This is a genomic window from Algoriphagus sanaruensis (assembly GCF_001593605.1).
GTDB classification, from domain to species: domain Bacteria; phylum Bacteroidota; class Bacteroidia; order Cytophagales; family Cyclobacteriaceae; genus Algoriphagus; species Algoriphagus sanaruensis.
The window spans coordinates 2,264,128-2,284,276 of record NZ_CP012836.1; the positions used below are offsets into that span (position 1 = coordinate 2,264,128).

Consider the following 20,149-nt stretch of genomic DNA (forward strand, 5'->3'; position numbering starts at 1 on the left):
TGAAAAAAAGGACTTTTATCAGCTAATTCCCTGATTAATTGTAAAACATCCTTGATGAATAGTGTCTCCAGGGTTTTGTTAACCCAAGAGCAACCCAATTCCAAATAAAATTACCCACAGCAAAGTGGATATTGCCATTTTCTTGAGGTATGGATCTGTCTCAATAGAACTTTTGGCTTTTTGAACACCCAATGCTACTTTCAGCATAATTGGAGAAGCCAAGATGGCAAGGAGTGAATAAAAATTATTGGCTAATCCTGCAAAAACCAGCAAACATCCATAGCCAAGAAGGATCAATCCCCAATTGTAAATCACTGCATTCGATCTTCCGATTCTAACTGGAATGGATTTTTTTCCCGCTGACTTATCAGACTCGATGTCTCTGATATTGTTAATATTTAAAACTGCAGTGCTGAAGCCCCCCAAGGCTATAGCAATCGGAACTACCAGCCAATCAAAGCTTAGGTTATGGAGAAAATAAGTCCCCAAGACGCCCAAAAGACCAAAAAAAACAAATACTGAAATATCACCTAATCCAGAATACCCATAAGGATTACTTCCAGAAGTGTATCTAATCGCTGCCCAAATCGCCGCTAATCCCAGTCCCAAAAAAAGTAGGAATAATTTCCAATCTTGGACCGCTAAATAAATTAAGGCTAAACCAGATAGGAGGGAGAGAAGACCGAAAATATACATGGCTCTCTTCATCTCTTGAAGTGAAATCAGTCCTGACTGAACGGCTCTAACTGGACCTTGCCTTTCGGCAGAATCGGCACCATGAACAGTATCTCCATAATCATTGGACAAATTGGAAAGGATTTGTAAAAAAATAGTTGTTAAGGATGCCAATAGCAAAATTTCCCATCGGAATCCTTCTTTCCAATATGCCAAAAAGGATCCTGCGAAAATGCTTGCCAAAGCAAGAGGTAAAGTACGAAGCCTGACTGCATGCAGCCAGGCTTCTTTCTTAGATTGAATACTGTTTTTCAAAGGAATGAATAGACTTATGCGCCGATTAGAGAAAGAATTTGCTCGTCTAGCGGGTTTACAGAAGATGGGAAAAATTTAACTAGTTCTCCTTGTTCATTGATGAAATACTTGCAGAAATTCCAGCTTGGCTCTTCATTATTCCAACCGTTTTGCGAAGCATCAGAAAGCCATCTGTAAAGTGGATGTTTGTCAAACCCTTTGACAGAAATCTTTTCAAACATCGGGAAAGTAACACCGTATTCTGTGGAGCAAAAATCTTTGATCTCTTCATTGCTTCCTGGTTCTTGTCCACCAAAATTGTTTGCGGGAAATCCTAGCACAACAATCTTGTCTCCATGAGTTGCATATAGTTCCTGAAGTTGGGCGTATTGCTTTGTGTATCCGCACTTCGAAGCCACATTTACCAATAGAAGTTTTTTGCCCTTGAAAGAATTAAAATCAACCTCGGTCCCGTTGATATCTTTCAATTTGAAGTTGTAGAATGAGCTTTCCATAGTTTGATCGTAATCAGGATGAAAGTTAGCAAGGTCACTTGGGCGTTCTAATGTTTTGCCGCAAGCTAAAAGAAGGACACTGAGGGTAAGGAGAATAGTTTTCATAATTACATGCGTTCTGGAACTTGTATACCGAGCAAACTCATTCCTCTTTTGATTGTTTTGGCAGTTTGAGCAGAAAGAGCAACTCTAAAGGCTTGAATAGCTTGATCTTTTTCATGGAAAATCGGAAGATCAGCATAGAATCGATTGTATTCTTTTGCCAAGTCGAAGAGGTATTGGGCAATAATGGATGGTGCAAATTCTTCTGCAGCCAGTTTAATTTTTCGATCGAAGTCATTCAAGATTTGGATCAGGGCTGTTTCAGATTCCGCGATTTCATGGACATTAGAGAAATCTGGGGCTTGAAAGTCAACCCCAATCTGTTCTGCTTTTCTCAAGATAGCTGCAATTCGAGCATGGGAATATTGGACAAATGGACCAGTATAGCCTTGAAATTCGATCGATTCTTGTGGATTAAAGAGCATTCTCTTTTTAGGGTCCACCTTCAGAAGAAAATACTTCAGTGCTCCTAATCCCAAGATTTCATACAGTTCTTTGGCTTGTTCATTGGTAAAACCTTCGATCTTACCAAGTTCTTTGGTGTGGTGCTCCGCAGTTTCGATCATTTCTTGGATCAGGTCATCTGCATCGACGACAGTTCCCTCACGGGATTTCATCTTTCCAGTTGGTAAATCCACCATTCCATAGGATAGATGATACAGACCTGGGCCATAACTTCGACCTAGTTTCCTCATGATTTTGAACAAGACATCAAAGTGGTAATCCTGTTCATTACCAACTACATATACAGATTTGTCAATTGCGAAATCCTTGTATTTTAAATCAGCTGTCCCCATGTCTTGGGTGATGTACACCGAAGTGCCATCTCCACGAAGTACCAATTTTTCATCCAGTCCTTCTTCCGTCAAATCAACCCAAACAGAGCCATTTTCCTTTTTGAAAAAGACACCTTTCGCAAGTCCTTCTTCGACAATATCCTTACCTAATAAGTAGGTGTTTGATTCGTAATAAAACTTATCGAAATCAACTCCCATTCGTTTGTAAGTGGCATCGAAACCTTCATAAACCCAAGCGTTCATTTGCTTCCAAAGAGAAACTACTTCCTCGTCACCAGCCTCCCATTGACGGAGCATCTCTTGTGCTTCAAGAAGTATCGGTGCATTTTTTTTAGCTTCTTCTTCTGATTGACCTTCAGCGATCAGGTTCTTGATCTGAGCTTTGTATTCTACATCAAACTTGACGTAATATTTACCTGCCAAATGATCTCCTTTAAGTCCGGAGGAAGTTGGAGTTTCGCCATTTCCAAAGTGCTGGTAGGCGACCATGGACTTGCAAATATGAATACCTCGGTCATTGACCAAATTCGCCTTGATCACGTCATATCCATAAGCTTTCAGGATTTCAGCTACCGAGTATCCCAAAAAGTTATTTCGAAGGTGTCCTAGGTGAAGAGGTTTGTTGGTATTCGGAGAGGAATATTCCACCATTACCTTTTGACCATTGGATGGATATTGACCAACCGAATCCGTGCTGTAAAGCTTTTGGAATAAGTCCAACCAAACTCGCTCATTCAATACCAAATTGAGAAATCCCTTGACGACATTGTAATCGCTAACAGCAGGAACATTAGCCTTTAAATAGTCACCAATTTGATTGGCTGTATTTTCTGGAGTAGTCTGAGAAATTTTCAGAAAAGGAAAAACCACAAAAGTGTAACTTCCTTCAAATTCTTTTTTTGTTGGGGATAAGCTGATCTGCTCCTCGGAGAGTTCGTGATTGAAAATATTCTGGAACGCGAGCTGAATGCCCTTTATGATTGATTCTTGAAAGTTCATGGATGGTAAATTTTACCGCTAGGAACGCGAAGGTACATAAAGAAAATTATTGAAGGGAACTTCCCATGCGATGGTTTCTTGAGGTATTCTCCGATTTAGAAGTTTTCTACTAGCGATTTGGTCGTAATTTCTAAAACATCAAATGCAATTTCAGCCATTGTATTTTCAGTGTCCAGGGTGGGATTCACCTCCACGATTTCCCAACAACATACTCGCTTGTCTTTGATTAGTTCTGCGTTGAGTTCAATAGCTTCCGCTACAGTAAGCCCATTGGGAACCGGGGTTCCAGTTCCAACTGAAATTGAACTGTCCAAACTGTCCACATCAAAAGAGATATAGAGTTGGTCACAATCTTTTAAGAGCTCCAGTGCTTCTACTGCGATCGATTTGACTCCTTTTTCTCTGACTTCCTGGGTCGAAAAATTCCGAATCCCATAATGATTCATGAGATAATCTTCAGGAGTTTCGGTGTCTCTTACTGAAATAAAAATTATATCTGAAGGAAGTATTTTTGGATGATCACCTCCGATTTTTTTGATTTTTTCCCAGAAAGTGATCGTTTCAGAGCTGGGGGTGTTGACTTGACATTCGATATTATCCAACTGAGCAGTCATGGCGAGTGGCATCCCATGCATATTTCCAGAAGGGGTGGTGTAAGGTGTATGCAGATCTGCATGTGCATCAATCCAGATTACTCCAAGTCTTTTTTCAGGATGAGCTGCCTTAATTCCCATGATCGTCCCAGCAGCAGTACTATGATCTCCGGCAAGTACGATCGGGAATTTCTTTTCTAATCGAAGGGATTCAATCGTGGAGTAAACATTTTTTAAAACTTGGTAGACTCCATCAATGTATTTAGCATGAGGAAACTTGTTTCCCTTCCAAAGAAAGCTATTCGCATCTTGCACATTGATCGGGTCAAATTGGGTGAAAAAGTTCGATTTTTTGTCCAAACTGGCGATTTTGACTGCATCGATTCCTAAACTAGCGCCTCTTGTTCCAGCAGCTATTTCGGACCTAACTTCCACTAATTTAATTTTTCTCATAAAAGATTATACTTGGGTTTTCGCTAACGAATGGCTGTGCAAAACTAGGAAAAAGGTTCATAGCCTGAAATTTGGTTTCCGAATTAGTAGTTGAATGAATTTGTAAAATTTAAACCCTATAAAAAAGATAGGGAAAATAGGAAAATAGATTTTTTTGAATACCTTTGGTGCATCAGATCAAACAATAAAAAAATATGTCCGCCATTGCCTCACCAAAATTCCATTCAACAGGTAGTACAGTTTTGACGCTTTCAACTTCCGCCCTTCCATTAAATGGTGATTTTGATGTCTTGAAAATATCATTTCAAGAAGCCGGCAATATGATGCATGGTAACTGTCAATTCGGGCAGGAATTTGTTTCCTTGATTCCACTATTTAGAGGATTGATTCTTTTAGGAAAGCCTAAAACCTTGAGCCTGATTTATGATCATTTAAATTCAAAAGTGTTTTTTACCTGCTCTTTAGGTGAAAAAAAAGAGGTTGAATTGTTTTTTGAGAAAATCTCGAAGCTTCTAAAAAGTGAAATCCGATTTAAAAAACTTTTAGCTCAGATCATTGCAAGTCGGAAACGATACCAAGCAGAACAACAGTTGATACAAAAAGCTTTGCATCAAAAAAATTGGGATTGATGAAGATTTACAAAGGATTAACTTTTCGAGGTTGATCCTTTTTTTTTGAAATGTGTCGTGTTGAAGATTCAAGAAAACCATTGGGTGAAACTTTACTGGCTGGGAGAAGTTTTTTTAAGTGTGTTTGATATCCCCCGATAAAAGCGCAATTTTTGCACCTTGATTTTGATTTAACCCCCTTGGTAAATGAACAGATATATTGACCTGATCCAACAGACTTTTGACTTTCCAACCAAAGAGTTTCACGTAGAAAACAACGAGCTCTTTTTTAATGGTGTCAATCTGATGGAGATCATTGAAACCTATGGAACGCCTCTCAAACTGACCTATTTGCCTAAAATTTCGGAGAATATCCAAAATGCGAAGCGGTTTTTTGGCAACGCCATGGCAGCCCATAATTACCAAGGCAATTACACGTACTGTTACTGCACCAAGTCTTCTCATTTCAGCTTTGTCCTAGATGAAGCTTTGAAAAATGATATTCACATTGAGACTTCCTCCACTTTTGACATTCCATTAGTTAGAAGTCTTTATGCCAAAGGCAAAATCACCAAAGAAACCTATATCATTTGCAATGGATTCAAGCGTGAGAAATACAAAGAATACATTTCTGAATTGCTAAATGATGGCTTCGTAAACTGTATTCCGATTTTGGACAATTTGACCGAGATCGATTACTACTTGGAGCATGTTAAGGTTCCATTTCAAGTAGGAATTAGGATCGCTTCTGACGAGGAACCTAAGTTTGGTTTTTACACCTCTAGACTTGGGGTTCGCTACAATGATATCATCAGCCTTTATGAGGAAAAGATCAAAAACAATCCTCAGGTAAGCCTAAAGATGCTTCATTTTTTCATCAATTCTGGGATTAAGGATACCGCTTATTACTGGTCAGAATTGACTCGATTTATCCAGAAATATGTGGATTTGAAAAAGGTAGCTCCAAGTTTGGATACCATGGATATCGGAGGAGGTTGGCCAATTAAGACCAATGTGTTCTTTGATTATGATTATCAGTATATGGCTGATCAAATCGTGAAAAATATTAAGTGGATGTGTGCTAAAAACAACACCACCGAACCTAATATTTTCACCGAATTTGGAAGCTACACGGTAGGAGAGAGTGGGGCAGTACTGTATTCTATCCTTGAAGAAAAGCTTCAAAATGACAAGGAGTTATGGTATATGATCGATGGATCATTTATCACGCAGTTGCCAGATAGCTGGGGGCTAAATCAAAAATACATTATGCTGGCCGTCAATAATTGGGATGAGACTTACCAAGGTATTTCTTTGGGAGGATTGACCTGTGATAGTATGGATTATTATAATTCAGAAGCCCACCAATTCAATATTTACCTTCCAAAAATCCAGGAGGGGAAGAAGCAATACATCGGCTTTTTCCATACCGGAGCTTATCAAGAATCACTTGGAGGATATGGAGGAATTCAACATTGCTTGATTCCTGCGCCGAAGCATGTGTTGATCGATCGGGATGAAACTGGTGAAATCAAACACTGGCTTTTCGCGAAAGATCAGACTGAAGAGAGTATGCTGAAGACTTTGGGGTATTAAAAAGGGATAAGACAGAAGTAAAAAAGACCGCTGAAAGGCGGTCTTTTTTGCATTCTACCGAAAGGTAATGTGATAACAGCTCTGTTTCCGTTCTTTGATTACGTAGATTTTTCCAGTTTGCTGAAAGTGATTGAGAACTGTTTCCAAATTTTTCTGTGCATTACCATCCCAATTTCTTATGCCATTGAAACGGATATAGGAGATATCTACTGATACCCCAAAGGAATGTGAACTTTCACCATCAGTAGCATTCCGATTTCTACGTTTGAGAGCATTTTGTTGCTCTTCAGTTCGGGTTGCAGAAGAGATAGTGAAAAATTGATCTTTTCCCGCTAGGCCTTCATATGCCAGGCCGATTTCTTCGAGTATTTCTTTTGATGTTGGAGTTAAATAAGGAAAACTGTGGGTTAGAGTATCCACTTGGTATCCTTTTCCTTTTTCGATCTTCACTAAGGCAAGTTCAAAAACCTTTTGGAATAGGTGATAATCATTCCTTATTAATTCCAGGCCTTGTTTTCCAGCTACTCCCAAATGTTCTTCGTAAGTGTCCTTTTTGAGTCTTCCGGAAAATGGAATTAGGTTTTCAGTTTTTTCAACTTTCACTGGAGCTGATTCGCTTACCTCGACGAGCTTGGATTTTTTAGTCTTCAAAAACTGCTCGATGTATAGGGATATTTCCTCTTTTAGTTCTGGCTGAAATGTAATAACAGCAAATAGGTAGATTGAAAAAACTATCGTAAAGGAGGAAATAAACAGAAGGGTGGATTTCTTCATGTGGGAAGGAACTCTTCCTTGAGCAAGGCTCCAAGAAAATTATGGTCAACGGTTGTATTCTGTGAAAAAAAGAGACCGCTTAATGGGCGGTCTCTAGTTTTTTATTCGCTTAGTATGGAGTCGAAGTAAGCGATAGTTTTTACAAGACCTTCTTTGAGTGGGATTTTAGGTTCCCATCCTAATTCTTGTTTTGCAAGGTCTATCACAGGTTTCCGTTGCATCGGATCATCTTGTGGGAGAGGCATGAATACAAGCTTGCTACTGCTATTGGTTAATTCTATAACCTGTTGAGCCAATTCTAGCATGGTAAATTCTCCTGGATTTCCAATGTTAACCGGCCCAGTAAATCCCTCTCTAGAGTTCATTAATTTATACATGCCATCAATGTTGTCATCTACATAGCAGAAAGATCTCGTTTGCTTTCCGTCTCCATAAATGGTAATGTCTTGACCTTTTAATGCTTGGACAATAAAATTGGAAACTACGCGACCATCATTTGGATGCATTCTAGGTCCATAGGTATTGAAAATCCGCATGACTTTAATCGGAACGCCATGCTGACGATTATAGTCAAAGAATAAAGTCTCAGCACATCTTTTACCTTCATCATAGCAGGCTCGAGGTCCTAAGGTGTTTACATTGCCACGATAGGATTCAGGTTGCGGGTGAATTTCAGGATCACCATAAACTTCAGAAGTAGAAGCTTGAAGGATTCTGATTTTTAATCTTTTGGCTAGACCAAGCATATTCATCGCACCAATGACGGAAGTCTTGGTGGTTTGAACTGGGTCAAATTGGTAATGAATCGGAGAGGCTGGGCAAGCGAGGTTATAAATTTCATCAACTTCTACATACAAAGGATGCGTGACATCATGTCGAAGAAGTTCAAAGTTTTTATTGTCTAACAGGTGGTGAATGTTTCTCCGATTTCCGGTGAAAAAGTTATCTACACACAAAACTTCATGACCTTCAGCGAGAAGTTTATCACAAAGGTGGCTACCAAGAAATCCTGCACCACCACTTACTAAAATTCTTTTCATTAATAATTAACTAAGGGTAAAAACACGTGTGGTCAAAAATAATCAAATGTGATGGATTTCAAATTTTGGAATTTAAAACCACTCTTTTTCCATGGTTAAAGTAGGGAAGTCTGAGGCATAGAATCGCTGTATGATCCCTGTTAGTTTGGGTAATTCATAGGAAATAAAATATCGGAAAGCTTCAATTTTTCCCAGATAGAAATGGGTTTCCTGCGTACCGTTTTGAAGTTTTTCTTGGGCAGTGATAGCTTGTTTTACCCACATCCAAGCGATTGAAACAATTCCGCAAGCCTCTAAAAAAAGACTCGCATCTGCCAGCAATATTTCTGCGCCTAATTTCCGTTTTTCAAACATTTGGCCCGAAGCTTCAATAAACGTGGTCAACTGTTTTTCGAACGAGGTGCTTAAATCAATTAGTTCTGACCATCGTTTAGCTTCACCAATGCCTTCCTGTATTTCATTAAGCCAAAGTTTCCACCCTAAGCCATCTTCCATCCAAACTTTTCTGCCCAAGAGATCTAATCCATGAATCCCTGTGGTGCCTTCATGGATTGGGTGAATTCTGGATTCTCGAAAATATTGTTCTACCGGAAAATCAGTGGTATATCCTGCACCTCCCAACACTTGAACTGCATGGGAAGTACTGATAACTCCCATTTCGGAAGGATAACTCTTTGCAATTGGCGTTAAGAAATCGAGTAAAGTCTCTTGTTTCAGCTTTAGTTCCTTATCCGATTCCTGAGCTATTTTATCGGAAAGGATTCCGCAATAAATCAACAATGCTAAGCTCCCTTCAGTGATACATTTCTGGACAAGAAGCATTCGTTTGACATCTGCATGTTCAATGATTGGTATTTGTGGTTTTTGAAGATCCTTTTCATTTGCTTTTCTGCCTTGAGGACGTTCTTTAGCATAGGTTAAAGAAGCATGAAAAGCTGCTGTGGCAATAGCAACGGCGTTCATTCCTACCCCAAGTCGAGCTTCATTCATCATCTGAAACATGTATTTTAATCCGAGATTTTCCTCTCCAACAAGATACCCTTCACAGTCATCTTGGCTTCCCATCATCAAATGAGCAATGGGAGCTCCTTTATAGCCCATTTTATGATAAATACCTTGCGTCAGCACGTCATTTGGTTTTCCATCCAGCCGGATTTTTGGAACCACAAAAAGTGAAATTCCCTTCGTGCCTGAAGGAGCTCCTGAAATCCTAGCCAACATAAGATGAATGATGTTTTCGCAAGCATCATGATCACCTGCAGAAATGTATATTTTTTGTCCTCTGATCTTAAATACTCCCGGTTGATCTGTTGGGAATGCTGTTGTACTCAAATCGGATAAGGAACTTCCAGCATCAGGTTCTGTCAAAGCCATTGTGCCTTGCCAGTTGCCAGAATACATCTTGGGTAAATAGTTTTCCTTTAATTGTTCTGAGCCAAAAGTCCGAATCAAGTTAGCTGCTCCAGTAGTTAAAAACGGGAAAACACTTGCTGAATAATTGGCTGCTTGGAAAATAAAACCAGCAGCCATGTGAATCGTCCAAGGGAGTTGTTGTCCACCTTCATCATAGGGAAAAATTGCATTAACCCATCCATCCTGACCAAACTTTTGGATGATTGATTTCATTCCGGGATGAATACGAATCAAGCCATCGATTAATTGAGGCTCTTGGCGATCCATTTCTCTGAAAATTGGGTAAAGCGAATTGGTAGCAATCTGCTCTGCAGCATCCAAAATCAGCTTGAAGGTGTCTTCCGAATGGTCCGAAAAATTGGGTAGGGCAGTCAAATTCAAAACGTTCTGATTTTCAAAAAGCTGAAATATCAAGTCTTTTTTCGAGTAAAATCTGGACATCAGTGTTGTATAAACTGGGTGAAGGATAGAAACTGTTTGGGTAGTTTTTTCCCAATTTGTAAAGGAAATTCAGTTAAAAAAAATCCCTGAAGAATTCAATCTCCAGGGTTAGGAAGGTATGGGTTAGGTTAATTTATTTCTTTTTCATCCAAAGCAAAGCTTCTTCTACTCCTCGGATCTCTGCCAATCCCTTCAACCGACCAATGCCGGTATAGCCAGGATTGGAGACCTTTTTATTCAAATCATCCAACATTTGATGGCCATGATCAGGTCTCATTGGAATGCTTTTTCCTCTTTTTTCCTGCCAATTTAAAATCTCATGAATGACGTCTACCATAGGCACATCGCCTTCCAGATGATTGTCTTCGAAGAAATTACCCTCAGGAGTACTCTTGGTGCTTCTTAAATGGATAAAATGAATTCGTTCCCCAAATTCTCGGACCATGGCAGGAAGATCATTGTCAGAGCGTACTCCATAGCTTCCCGTGCAAAAGGTCAGGCCGTTGTGATGGCTTGGAGTTTCTTTCAAAATTCTTCTTGCATCCGCCGCAGTACTTACCACACGAGGGAGTCCATACAATGAAAATGGAGGGTCATCTGGATGAATACATAGAAAGACGCCTTCTTCTTCAGCTACAGGAGTAACTGAGTCTAGAAATAAGCGGAGATGATCGGCTAGTTTTTTCGCATCGATTCCTTCGTAGGTTTTAAGCATGGCGCGAAATTCATCCATGGTATAACCGATCTCAGAACCAGGAAGACCCTTTAAAATATTATCTATGATTAGCTGTTTGACATCAGGAGACAGCGCTTCATAATAGGCCTTGGTTTCCTCAATTTCTTCTTTAGAATATTCTTGGAATGCCTCAGGACGTTGAAGAATGAATAAATCAAAGGCAACCACAGCCTTTTTTTCATAAAGAAGGGCCTTAGCACCATTTGGGAGTTCATATTCTAGATTGGTTCTGGTCCAATCCAAGATGGGCATGAAATTATAGCAAACAGTGGTTATTCCTTCAGCGGCTAAGTTTCGGATCGTCTGCTGATAATTTGCGATGAACTGCTGGTAATTACCAGTTCGGGTTTTGATTTGTTCGTGGACAGGAACAGATTCTACCACTGACCAAGTCAAGCCTGCATCTTCTATTATCTGTTTCCTGGTTTTAATTTCTTCTCGGCTCCAGACTTCGCCATTTGGCACATGATGAAGGGCACTGACTATTCCAGTGGCTCCAGCTTGACGTATATCGCGTAGGCTTACGGGGTCTTTAGGACCGTACCAGCGCATCGTTTGTTCCATTTTAAAGCTCATGGAAATGGTGTTTTTGGTGTATTGGTAATTGACTTTATATGTATCTGGAAATTCAAGATGAAGGGTTTACAGATTTAAGGACTTTCATCAATACTTTTTAGTTTTGATTTCCTATTAACTCACAATCCTTCAATCTATACTCCCGAATAAGCACTGAATCCTCCATCGACGGGGATGATCGTACCTGTGACAAAAGCAGATGCATCACTGCAAAGCCATTGAAGAGCTCCCAAAAGATCTTCAGGTTTTCCAAATCTACTCATGGGAGTATGTGAAATAATTTGTTTTCCTCGTACTGTCAAGGTCTTATCTGCCTCCGTTAATAGGGTTCTATTTTGTTCTGTCAGGAAAAAACCTGGAGCGATCGCATTCACACGGAAATTAGGTCCATGCTTTTGAGCAAGTTCTACGGAAAGCCATTTGGTTAAATTATCGATGGCGGCTTTGGCAGAAGCATATCCCATTACTCGTGTCATAGGTCTAGAAGCAGCCATTGAACTAATGTTCAGAATGTTTCCCTTTCCTTTTTTGAGCATAAGTGGAAGTAAGGCCTTGATCGGAAGCACGGTTCCCAAATAATTTAGATCCATTACTTTTCGCAATGCGTCTGTGTCCAAGTCTAGGAAGTTTTGATCGGGGCGAACTACTGCACCAGGCATGTTTCCTCCCGCCGAATTGATCAGGATATCAATGTGGCCATGTTGCGCTTCTATGACTTGAGCAACTTTTGAAATAGAATCTTCATCAGTCACATCGACATAATATCCCCAAGCTTTTCCTCCGTGTGAGTTAATTTCACTCACAAGGTCACTCACTTTTTCTGGTGTTCTTCCCAAAATCAAAAGTTCCGCACCTTCCTTGGCCAAGTGAACTGCCATTGTTTTTCCTAGTACTCCGGTGGCTCCGGAAAAGGCTATTTTTTTACCCGAAAGGGAGAAAAGATCGCTCATGTTTATTTGAAGGTGTAGTTTTGATTTGAAAAGTCGAAGTAGTTTTTAGCATTGAAATAGCAAATGTCAGAAATCAATTTTCCGAGCCATTTTTCATCCCAAGGTAATTCCCCATTTTCTACATCCTGGCCAAAAAGGTTACAAAGAATCCTTCTGAAATACTCATGTCGAGGAAAGGATAAGAAACTTCTTGAATCTGTGAGCATTCCAATAAAACAGCTGATCAATCCCATGTTTGAAAGGGTATTGATTTGTTTTTCCATTCCGTCCTTTTGATCCAAATACCACCAACCAGATCCAAATTGAATTTTGCCTTTGACTGAACCGTCATTGTAGTTTCCGATCATAGTTGCGAAGACTTCATTATCTCTTGGGTTCAAGTTGTAAATGACGGTCTGCGCAAGTTGATTGGTTGAATCTAAATCGTTTAGGAATGCTGCGAGAGCTGTCGCCTGGTCAAAATCTCCGATGGAATCAAAGCCGGTATCCGGACCTAATGTTGCCAACATTCGGGAATTGGTATTTCGTAATGCTCCTAAATGAAACTGTTGGCTCCAACCGTTCTTATGGTAAGACTGACAAAGAAACTTAAGGACTTGATGCTTAAAGAAAATCACTTCTTCTGTCGAAGGAGCTGTACCTCCGATGACTTTGGAGAATATTCCTTCGGGAGATAAGTTGGAATCTTTCGAATAGCACATGTGCTCAAGGCCATGATCAGAAAGTCTACAGCCTCTAGCGTGGAAATATGAAATTCGATTTCCTAACGCACCTAAAAGATCATCATAAGACTTGATTTCAAGGTTTGCAGCTTTACCTAATTTTTCAAGGTAGGATGCATAAGTCATTGGGTTTTCGATTGCGAATGACTTATCTGGTCTAAAGGCAGGATAAAGTTCTACTTTGCCTGGATTGTTAAAGTAAGTTTCATGATGAGAAAGATCATCTGCGGGATCATCTGTTGAACAGACCACCTCCACGTTCATAGATTCCAACAAATTTCGAGCTCTGAAACTTTGGTCCTGGAGCATTTCACTGGTTTGGAAATAAATTTCAGAGGCGTTTTTGGAAGTAAGAAGCCCTTGAACTCCAAAATACCGACTGAGTTCCATATGAGTCCAGTGGTACAAAGGATTCCTCATGGTAAAAGGAACAGTGTAAGCCCATTTTTCAAATTTTTCTGGATCAGAGGCTTGTCCAGTGATAAAGTTTTCAGAAACCCCCAAAGTCCTCATGGCTCTCCATTTGTAATGATCACCTGCAAGCCAAATTTTGCTGATGTTCTCAAACTTTCGGTTGGAGGCAATTTCAGCAGGAGGAAGATGATTATGATAATCTATGATGGGTAAATGTTTCGCGTAGTCATGGTATAGGATTTTTGCATACCCTGAATGCAAAAGGAAATCTTCAGTCAGAAATGATTTTTCAGTTTGTGAAGTCAGCATAAGCGAATAGCCAAGAGGGTTATTTATGGGCGAATTGTGAAATAAATTTACCTTGATTTACGGCTTCTAGAATTATTTAAATACGAAAACGATTGCACATTTATGCAGGCCGAAGTTCGGGACTCTTTTGTACTTGAAAAAAAATATGTAGATTTTTCAAACAATAAACCCTAACCAGCCTATGAGTACCGGAGTCAATCTCAAAGAATTGGCCGCAGAGCTAAAACTTTCTCCATCTACGGTATCCCGTGCCTTAAATGATAGCTATGAAATCAGCGAAGCCACTAAGAAAAAGGTGATTTCGATGGCAGAAAAGTTGAATTATCAGCCTAATCCATTTGCTCGAAGTCTTCGTGAGAATAAGAGTAAAACCATTGCGGTCGTTATTCCGGAGCGGATGAGTAGCTTTTTTTCAAAGGTTGTGGATGGAATAGAAGAAATAACACAACAATATGGGTATCATCTTTTGGTGTATAGTACCCATGAAGATGTGGACCGAGAAAAAAGAATCGTAAACCTATTGATGAATGGTCGGGCAGATGCAATTGTCATGTCTGTCTCCAGTCAGACCAGCGATATATCTCATTTGACTAGGTTACACGAGCGAGGATTTCCATTGGTATTTTTTGATCGGATTTGTACAGATATTCCTACCACAAAATTTATCACCAATGATTATGATAGTGCCTATGAAGGCACCAAGCATCTGATTCAGCAAGGTTGTCGAAAGATCGCCTTCTTAATGTTATCAAAAGAACTTTCTATCACTAAGGATCGGCATAGAGGATATTTAGACGCACTGAGTCATGCAGGCTTATCTCCTGAGCCTGGATTGAATTTGACCTGCTGTCAAGGGGAAGAAGAAAACATTGAGGCTATCAGACAAATGCTACAATCTCCGGATCGTCCTGATGGTATTTTGTCTTCTGTGGAAAAACTTGCTTTGGCTACCTATCATGCAGTTCGTAGAACAGATCTAAAAATCCCTCAAGATCTGAAAATCGTTAGCTATTTCTCTAATCTGAGCATTGCAGGTTTACTCACGCCTAGCTTAACCACAATCACTCAGCCTGCATTCAGTATTGGTGAGGAATGTGCGAAGCTATTGATGAAAAAATTAACCAAGCCACGTCAACCTGATCTACCTAATCAATTGATCACTGTGCCTTCAAAAATTACGATGCGCGCTTCTACCATTGTAGTATAACATCCATTTCGGTAAGAAAGCCGGTCAACAACTTTCATTTGTTTTGGTTTTTAAGTTGAAAATACCCTGCTGTTATTAGTAGGGTTTTTTTATTTCTGTCCATTTTTCGTTCTCATAAAGGGGCAAAAAAATAAGCTGCCCATATAGGCAGCTTATTAAAATGGAATATAGGATTGAGATTAATATCCAGGGTTTTGAGGGAATGCGCTAGCACCGCCTTCGGCCCGGTCAATTTGGTTTTGTGGAATTGGTCTCAATACATGGAAGTCTTTAATATTTGGAGCTGCTTGAGGATTATACAACTTAACTCGCTCAATTAGATTGCCCCAACGCTTCAAATCCAACCAACGAGTTTGCTCACCGGTCAATTCTCTTGCTCTTTCTTCCATTAAGAAATCAAAGGTCATTTGATCCGCTGTGATTTCCATTGCGGCTTCTTTGCCAGGCCATGCAGCTCTTCTTCTTACCACATTGATCGTAGCAGTAGCCTCAGCGATTTTTCCTTGACGGAATTGCGCCTCAGCAAGTAGGAGATAGGTGTCAGCTAATCTCATAGCGATGTAATCACGTCCACCTTCAAATTGAGTACGGTCAACTCGTCCTGGATCTAGGTGCTTGGTTAATGCTGGAAAGAGTTTTTCTGTATAAGCACTAGGTACCAATACTTGATAAGGACGCTTTGCACGCTCTTCTGGAGTCATTTCGTACCCAGGAAGGAACATGGTTGTGTCACCAGTTGCGAACGTTAAAGATCCCTTTGTATTATCAAAAGAGGCATTATAGGTTCCTGGTCTATTTGATCTATAGGTGTCCTTATATGACTTTTTGTATCGGCTGTCGTTTTCACGATTTTGGAACACAGTTTCCATCGCATAGACTGTAGGTCTGTAACGCTTGAACGGACGGCCGTTTTCAGTGTCACGCTGCATACCAGGCTGAGTATCGTATTCCATAAGGAAGAATACGTGAGAGTTGTTACCTCCACCATTGGTCAATGGGCTACGAGTATATTGAACCGACCAAATTACTTCGTCATTGATTTCATTTCCGAAAGCATGAACTTGACCAAAATCAGGAAGTAGCTTTAGACCAACGCCATTATTAACCACTGCCTGAAGTTCGGTTTCTGCTTTTGCAAAATCATCTCCAGCTTTAGCAGATGATGTTCCTTTGGTTAAATAAACTCTACCCAACAGGTGTTTTGCGGCATATTGAGTAGCTCTACCATAATTCGAAGAAGCTTTTTTGTTTTCCAAACCTGGAATTGCCTCTGTCAAATCCTGGATAATCGCTGCATAAATCTCAGATTCTGGAGTTCTGCTTACTTCTTTGGTTGGGACATTGGTTTCTGTAAGTCTCAATTCTACTGGACCAAACAATTGAACCAAAATAAAGTAGTGATGTGCTCTAATGAATTTTGCCTCGGCGATACGTTGTGTTTTAACAGCATCTGATACGCCCGTGATATTTGCTGCACGATCAATAACTGCGTTACAGGTATTTATTCCACGATAAAATTCGTCCCACAATTCTCTAGCATGACCATTGTTGGAATCAAATTGATTGGTGTAGGTATTCATGAATTTCCATGAACCATCCGCACCGTTGGTGTAGATGTCTGTTCCAAATTCAGTGAAATTATTTCCTCGTTCAGTTCCATACCAAATTCTCATGGTACTATAGGCTGCACTAACAGCGTCATCTAGTCCCTTTGAGGTATTTAGATATTCACTGCCAATTTGAGAGATAACATCTTCTTGTAGAGCATCTTGGCAGGACTGGACAAACAGTAAACTTGCTGCCAAAGCCCCAATGCGTGTTATATTTTTTACGGTATATGTGATCTTATTCGTTTTCATCGTCTTTCTGCTTTTGATTAAAATTTAGCATTGATACCAAAGGTGAATTGAACCACAGGAGGAGCAATGTTGGCATTGATTACCCCGCCTTCTACTCCTTGTTCGCCATCGATAAAGGTTTCAGGGTCGATACCTTTATGAACCTTGCGGTATTCAGAGAAAATGAATGGATTCTGAATGCTTGAATACAATCTTAGACTTGTCAAGCCGATTTTTTCAGCGGTCTCTCTGGCAAAATTATATCCAAAGTTTATGTTTCTTACTTTCAGGAATGTGCCAGAGAAATAAGACATAGAGCTATTATACTTTGGCCGTTCCTGGTTTTGATTTGGTCTTGGATAAAGATTGGTGGGGTTATTAGGCGTCCAATAATCTACAGCAAGGTTGTTGTATCGACCAAATAAGGAATTGAAGTTATCATGGAAAGCACTTCGGATCAATGATCCTACTCTACCGAAGACAAAGAAGGAAACGTCTAATCCCTTATAAGCAAATCTGTTTGTCATACCTATGGAGAAATCAGGTACCGCCGATCCAAGAACCTGTCTGTCAAGTGAATTGATTTTTCCATCTCCATTGGCATCCTCAATTTTTATTTCACCGACTTTGTCACCAAAAGAAGTAGCAATATCTCTTTCTGATGTTTGCCAGATTCCAATCTTTTTGAGATCGTAAAAAACAGTCAATGGTTGACCAATGAATCTTCCAGCAGCAATGTCATCGCCATTTGGCAAGGATATAATTTCTTCCCGATTTCTGGTGAAAATCATATCAGTTGACCAGGTAAAATCTCCCTTCTCAATATTAAGTGTGGAAAGTGATAGTTCAATACCTCGGTTTTGAGTTTCTCCTATATTGGTTGTGAAGCCGCCGAAACCTGTTGAATTCGGTAGTGGTTGTGGCGCGAGTAGGTCAGAAGTATTGGTGATATAATACTCAATTGAACCGAAAATTTTGTTTTTCAGAATTGAGAAATCAAATCCGGTATTGAATGTGGTAGATGTTTCCCATCTCAAATCAGGGTTACCAATGGTATTTGGCCGATATCCAAATGCTGCAGTATTATCCCATGCATAGGAGGTTCTGCCCAATAAGGCTTGTGTTTGATATGGCGTAATCGCTTGGTTACCGATAGAACCATAAGAAGCTCTAAATTTCAATTGATCTACGAAAGAGGAGTTTTTCAAGAAAGACTCTTCGTGCATGTTCCATCCAAAAGCTACTGAAGGGAAAATACCGAATCGGTTGTTTTGACCGAATCTGGAACTACCGTCAGCACGAACAGTCGCAGTTATAAGGTACTTTCCTTTGTAGTCGTAGTTTGCACGAGCCATGTAAGAAAGCAAAGCCCATTCTACCAAATTGGTATTGGCACCTGTGATCTGTGAGGCATCTCCCAATCTGTGGTAAAGCTGCGAAGGGGCAGGAATACCAAGGACAGATATGGTTGATTGTTCAAACTTGTCTCTTTGGAAAGATTGTAGTGCCGTCAGATTTAAATTGTGTACTGACTTAAAGGTTTTGGTATAGGTAAGAATATTTTCTAACGTATAGTTTAACTGAAATCTATCATCTACGCTTGCTGTAGCATCACCACCTCTACGAGAATTGGTTTGAGATCCGGTGAATCTTCCTGTTCTCCTTACAGTATAGTCAGGACCAAAGTTAACCCGGTAGGTTAGACCCTTAGCAATTTCCCAGTTTAAATACAAGCTGTTGAAAATTCTGGTACGATAGGTTTCATCTACTTGAGCACCAGGTACTACTTCAGCGAATGGGTTGGTTCTCAGACCGTCAGAAGTAGGTAAGAAAATCAAATTTCCTTCATCATCAAAAGGTTTGCCTAGTGGGTTTTCCTGTAAGGCACCTCCGATTGGGTTGAAGTTTTCACCATTTCGCTCACTGAAAGTGATAAGAGTTGAAGTACCGATTCTTACTTTATCACTTATTTTATGATCCAAATTGATTCGGAAAGTATATCGGCTGAAGTCTTGTTTTTGAATTACACCTAGATCTTTGAAGTAGTTTCCTGATACGAAGAAGCTAGTTTTTTCATTGCCTCCTGATACACCGATCTGGTGGCTTTGAATATTGCCTTGTCTCATCAAGCCAGCCACATAGTCAGTGCTTCTTCCCAGATTGATGCTTTCAAGCTCTACAGGCTCGAAAAGTTTGGCATCTGCTTCTGCAGTTGCAGGCCCTTCTGGATAGGCACCTGTAGCTCTTCTTGATTCACGCTTATATTCCGCAAATCCAGGTCCGTCGAATACTTCGATTCTTCCCAGTTCGCTGGAAATTCCGTAATATGAGTCTAAAGAAACTACCGTTTTACCTGCGCTACCTCTTTTTGTAGTGATCAAAACAACCCCATTGGAACCTCTGGATCCATAAATCGCAGTCGCAGAAGCATCTTTCAATACCTCCATAGAGGTGATGTCTTGAGGGTTGATATCTTCCAAGCCACCTACAGTTGGAATACCATCAATTACATAAAGAGGCTCGTTGGAAGCGTTGAAAGAACGACGACCACGGATTCGAACTTGTGGCGCGGAACCTGGCTTTGAACCTGGCTGAACTACGTCTACCCCAGCAGCTCGACCTTGAAGCGCTTGACGTGCATCAGTAATCGGGAGTTCTTGGATTTCTTTATTTCCTACCGAAGAAATAGCGCCTGTTAATTGACTTTTCTTTTGAGTACCATAACCGACAACTACCACTTCTTCGAGGTTTGACATGTCAGGAGTCAAGCTAAGGTCAATTTTACTTCGACTTCCAATTGTCTCCTCTACGGTATTGTATCCAATAAATGAAAAGACCAATACACCAGAACTTGGTCCTGAAATGGAAAATTTTCCATCTAAGTCCGTAGTGGTACCTCTTGTGGTACCTTTCAATAGAATGGATACACCTGGTAGTGGTGATCCTGTTTCATCGTTTACCGTTCCGGTGACTTGGATGTCTTGCGCGTACACCATCCCGGTGCCTAACCACAACATCGCCACCACCATCAGGTACGTGTAGAATTTTGTTTGCATAGTAATAGGGGTTATTGTTATTGATAGATAATTGGTTTTAC

The 20,149-nt window shown here is 40.2% G+C and carries 15 protein-coding genes; 3 read left to right on the top strand and 12 right to left on the bottom strand.

From position 1 onward, the window contains the following. Positions 1-78: 78 nt before the first annotated feature. From AO498_RS09930 to AO498_RS09945, 4 genes are all read right to left on the bottom strand, one after another. Positions 79-990, bottom strand: a complete 912-nt coding sequence (locus AO498_RS09930) for a 1,4-dihydroxy-2-naphthoate polyprenyltransferase (RefSeq protein ID WP_067546775.1) — start codon at positions 988-990, stop codon at positions 79-81. 14 nt (positions 991-1,004) lie between these two features. Further along, entirely contained in the window at positions 1,005-1,589 is a 585-nt protein-coding gene (locus AO498_RS09935) for a glutathione peroxidase (RefSeq protein WP_067546778.1), read from the bottom strand. Between the two features lie 2 nt (positions 1,590-1,591). Then, a complete protein-coding gene (argS, locus tag AO498_RS09940) occupies positions 1,592-3,382 on the bottom strand; it encodes an arginine--tRNA ligase (RefSeq protein ID WP_067546781.1) in 1,791 nt (596 codons plus the stop codon). Positions 3,383-3,477: 95 nt separating this feature from the next. Beyond that, positions 3,478-4,428 carry an arginase gene (locus AO498_RS09945; RefSeq protein ID WP_067546784.1) on the bottom strand — a complete coding sequence of 317 codons (951 nt, stop codon included), beginning with the start codon at positions 4,426-4,428 and terminating at the stop codon, positions 3,478-3,480. 194 nt (positions 4,429-4,622) lie between these two features. On the opposite strand from AO498_RS09945, the gene AO498_RS09950 reads away from it, so the two are divergent. After that, on the top strand, positions 4,623-5,057 hold the full coding sequence (locus AO498_RS09950) for a hypothetical protein (protein WP_067546787.1): 435 nt from the start codon (positions 4,623-4,625) through the stop codon (positions 5,055-5,057). 186 nt (positions 5,058-5,243) lie between these two features. Beyond that, the gene (locus AO498_RS09955) at positions 5,244-6,632 is read left to right on the top strand and encodes an arginine decarboxylase (RefSeq protein ID WP_067546790.1); all 1,389 of its coding nucleotides are present in this window, start codon (positions 5,244-5,246) and stop codon (positions 6,630-6,632) included. A 54-nt stretch (positions 6,633-6,686) separates the two neighbouring features. Here AO498_RS09955 and AO498_RS09960 read toward each other — a convergent pair whose 3' ends face one another. The 6 genes from AO498_RS09960 to uxaC all read right to left on the bottom strand — a co-directional run bounded on the left by AO498_RS09960 (position 6,687) and on the right by uxaC (position 14,007). Continuing rightward, positions 6,687-7,406, bottom strand: a complete 720-nt coding sequence (locus AO498_RS09960; protein ID WP_067546793.1) for a DUF5715 family protein — start codon at positions 7,404-7,406, stop codon at positions 6,687-6,689. 101 nt (positions 7,407-7,507) lie between these two features. Beyond that, positions 7,508-8,446 (bottom strand): UDP-glucuronic acid decarboxylase family protein, encoded by a 939-nt coding sequence (locus AO498_RS09965; RefSeq protein ID WP_067546796.1) that lies wholly within the window; start codon positions 8,444-8,446, stop codon positions 7,508-7,510. 72 nt (positions 8,447-8,518) lie between these two features. Beyond that, a complete protein-coding gene (locus tag AO498_RS09970) occupies positions 8,519-10,240 on the bottom strand; it encodes an acyl-CoA dehydrogenase family protein (RefSeq protein WP_236778587.1) in 1,722 nt (573 codons plus the stop codon). A gap of 193 nt (positions 10,241-10,433) precedes the next feature. Beyond that, complete coding sequence (gene uxuA / locus AO498_RS09975; RefSeq protein ID WP_067546802.1) at positions 10,434-11,612, bottom strand: mannonate dehydratase; 1,179 nt, start codon at positions 11,610-11,612, stop codon at positions 10,434-10,436. A 134-nt stretch (positions 11,613-11,746) separates the two neighbouring features. Continuing rightward, on the bottom strand, positions 11,747-12,562 hold the full coding sequence (locus AO498_RS09980) for an SDR family oxidoreductase (protein WP_067546805.1): 816 nt from the start codon (positions 12,560-12,562) through the stop codon (positions 11,747-11,749). Positions 12,563-12,564: 2 nt separating this feature from the next. Then, the gene (uxaC, locus tag AO498_RS09985; RefSeq protein WP_067546808.1) at positions 12,565-14,007 is read right to left on the bottom strand and encodes a glucuronate isomerase; all 1,443 of its coding nucleotides are present in this window, start codon (positions 14,005-14,007) and stop codon (positions 12,565-12,567) included. Positions 14,008-14,188: 181 nt separating this feature from the next. On the opposite strand from uxaC, the gene AO498_RS09990 reads away from it, so the two are divergent. Further along, positions 14,189-15,214 (top strand): LacI family DNA-binding transcriptional regulator, encoded by a 1,026-nt coding sequence (locus AO498_RS09990; protein ID WP_067546811.1) that lies wholly within the window; start codon positions 14,189-14,191, stop codon positions 15,212-15,214. A 179-nt stretch (positions 15,215-15,393) separates the two neighbouring features. Here AO498_RS09990 and AO498_RS09995 read toward each other — a convergent pair whose 3' ends face one another. Continuing rightward, entirely contained in the window at positions 15,394-17,073 is a 1,680-nt protein-coding gene (locus tag AO498_RS09995; RefSeq protein WP_067546814.1) for a RagB/SusD family nutrient uptake outer membrane protein, read from the bottom strand. Positions 17,074-17,090: 17 nt separating this feature from the next. Beyond that, the gene (locus tag AO498_RS10000) at positions 17,091-20,108 is read right to left on the bottom strand and encodes a SusC/RagA family TonB-linked outer membrane protein (RefSeq protein WP_067546817.1); all 3,018 of its coding nucleotides are present in this window, start codon (positions 20,106-20,108) and stop codon (positions 17,091-17,093) included. Between the last annotated feature and the right edge of the window lie 41 nt (positions 20,109-20,149).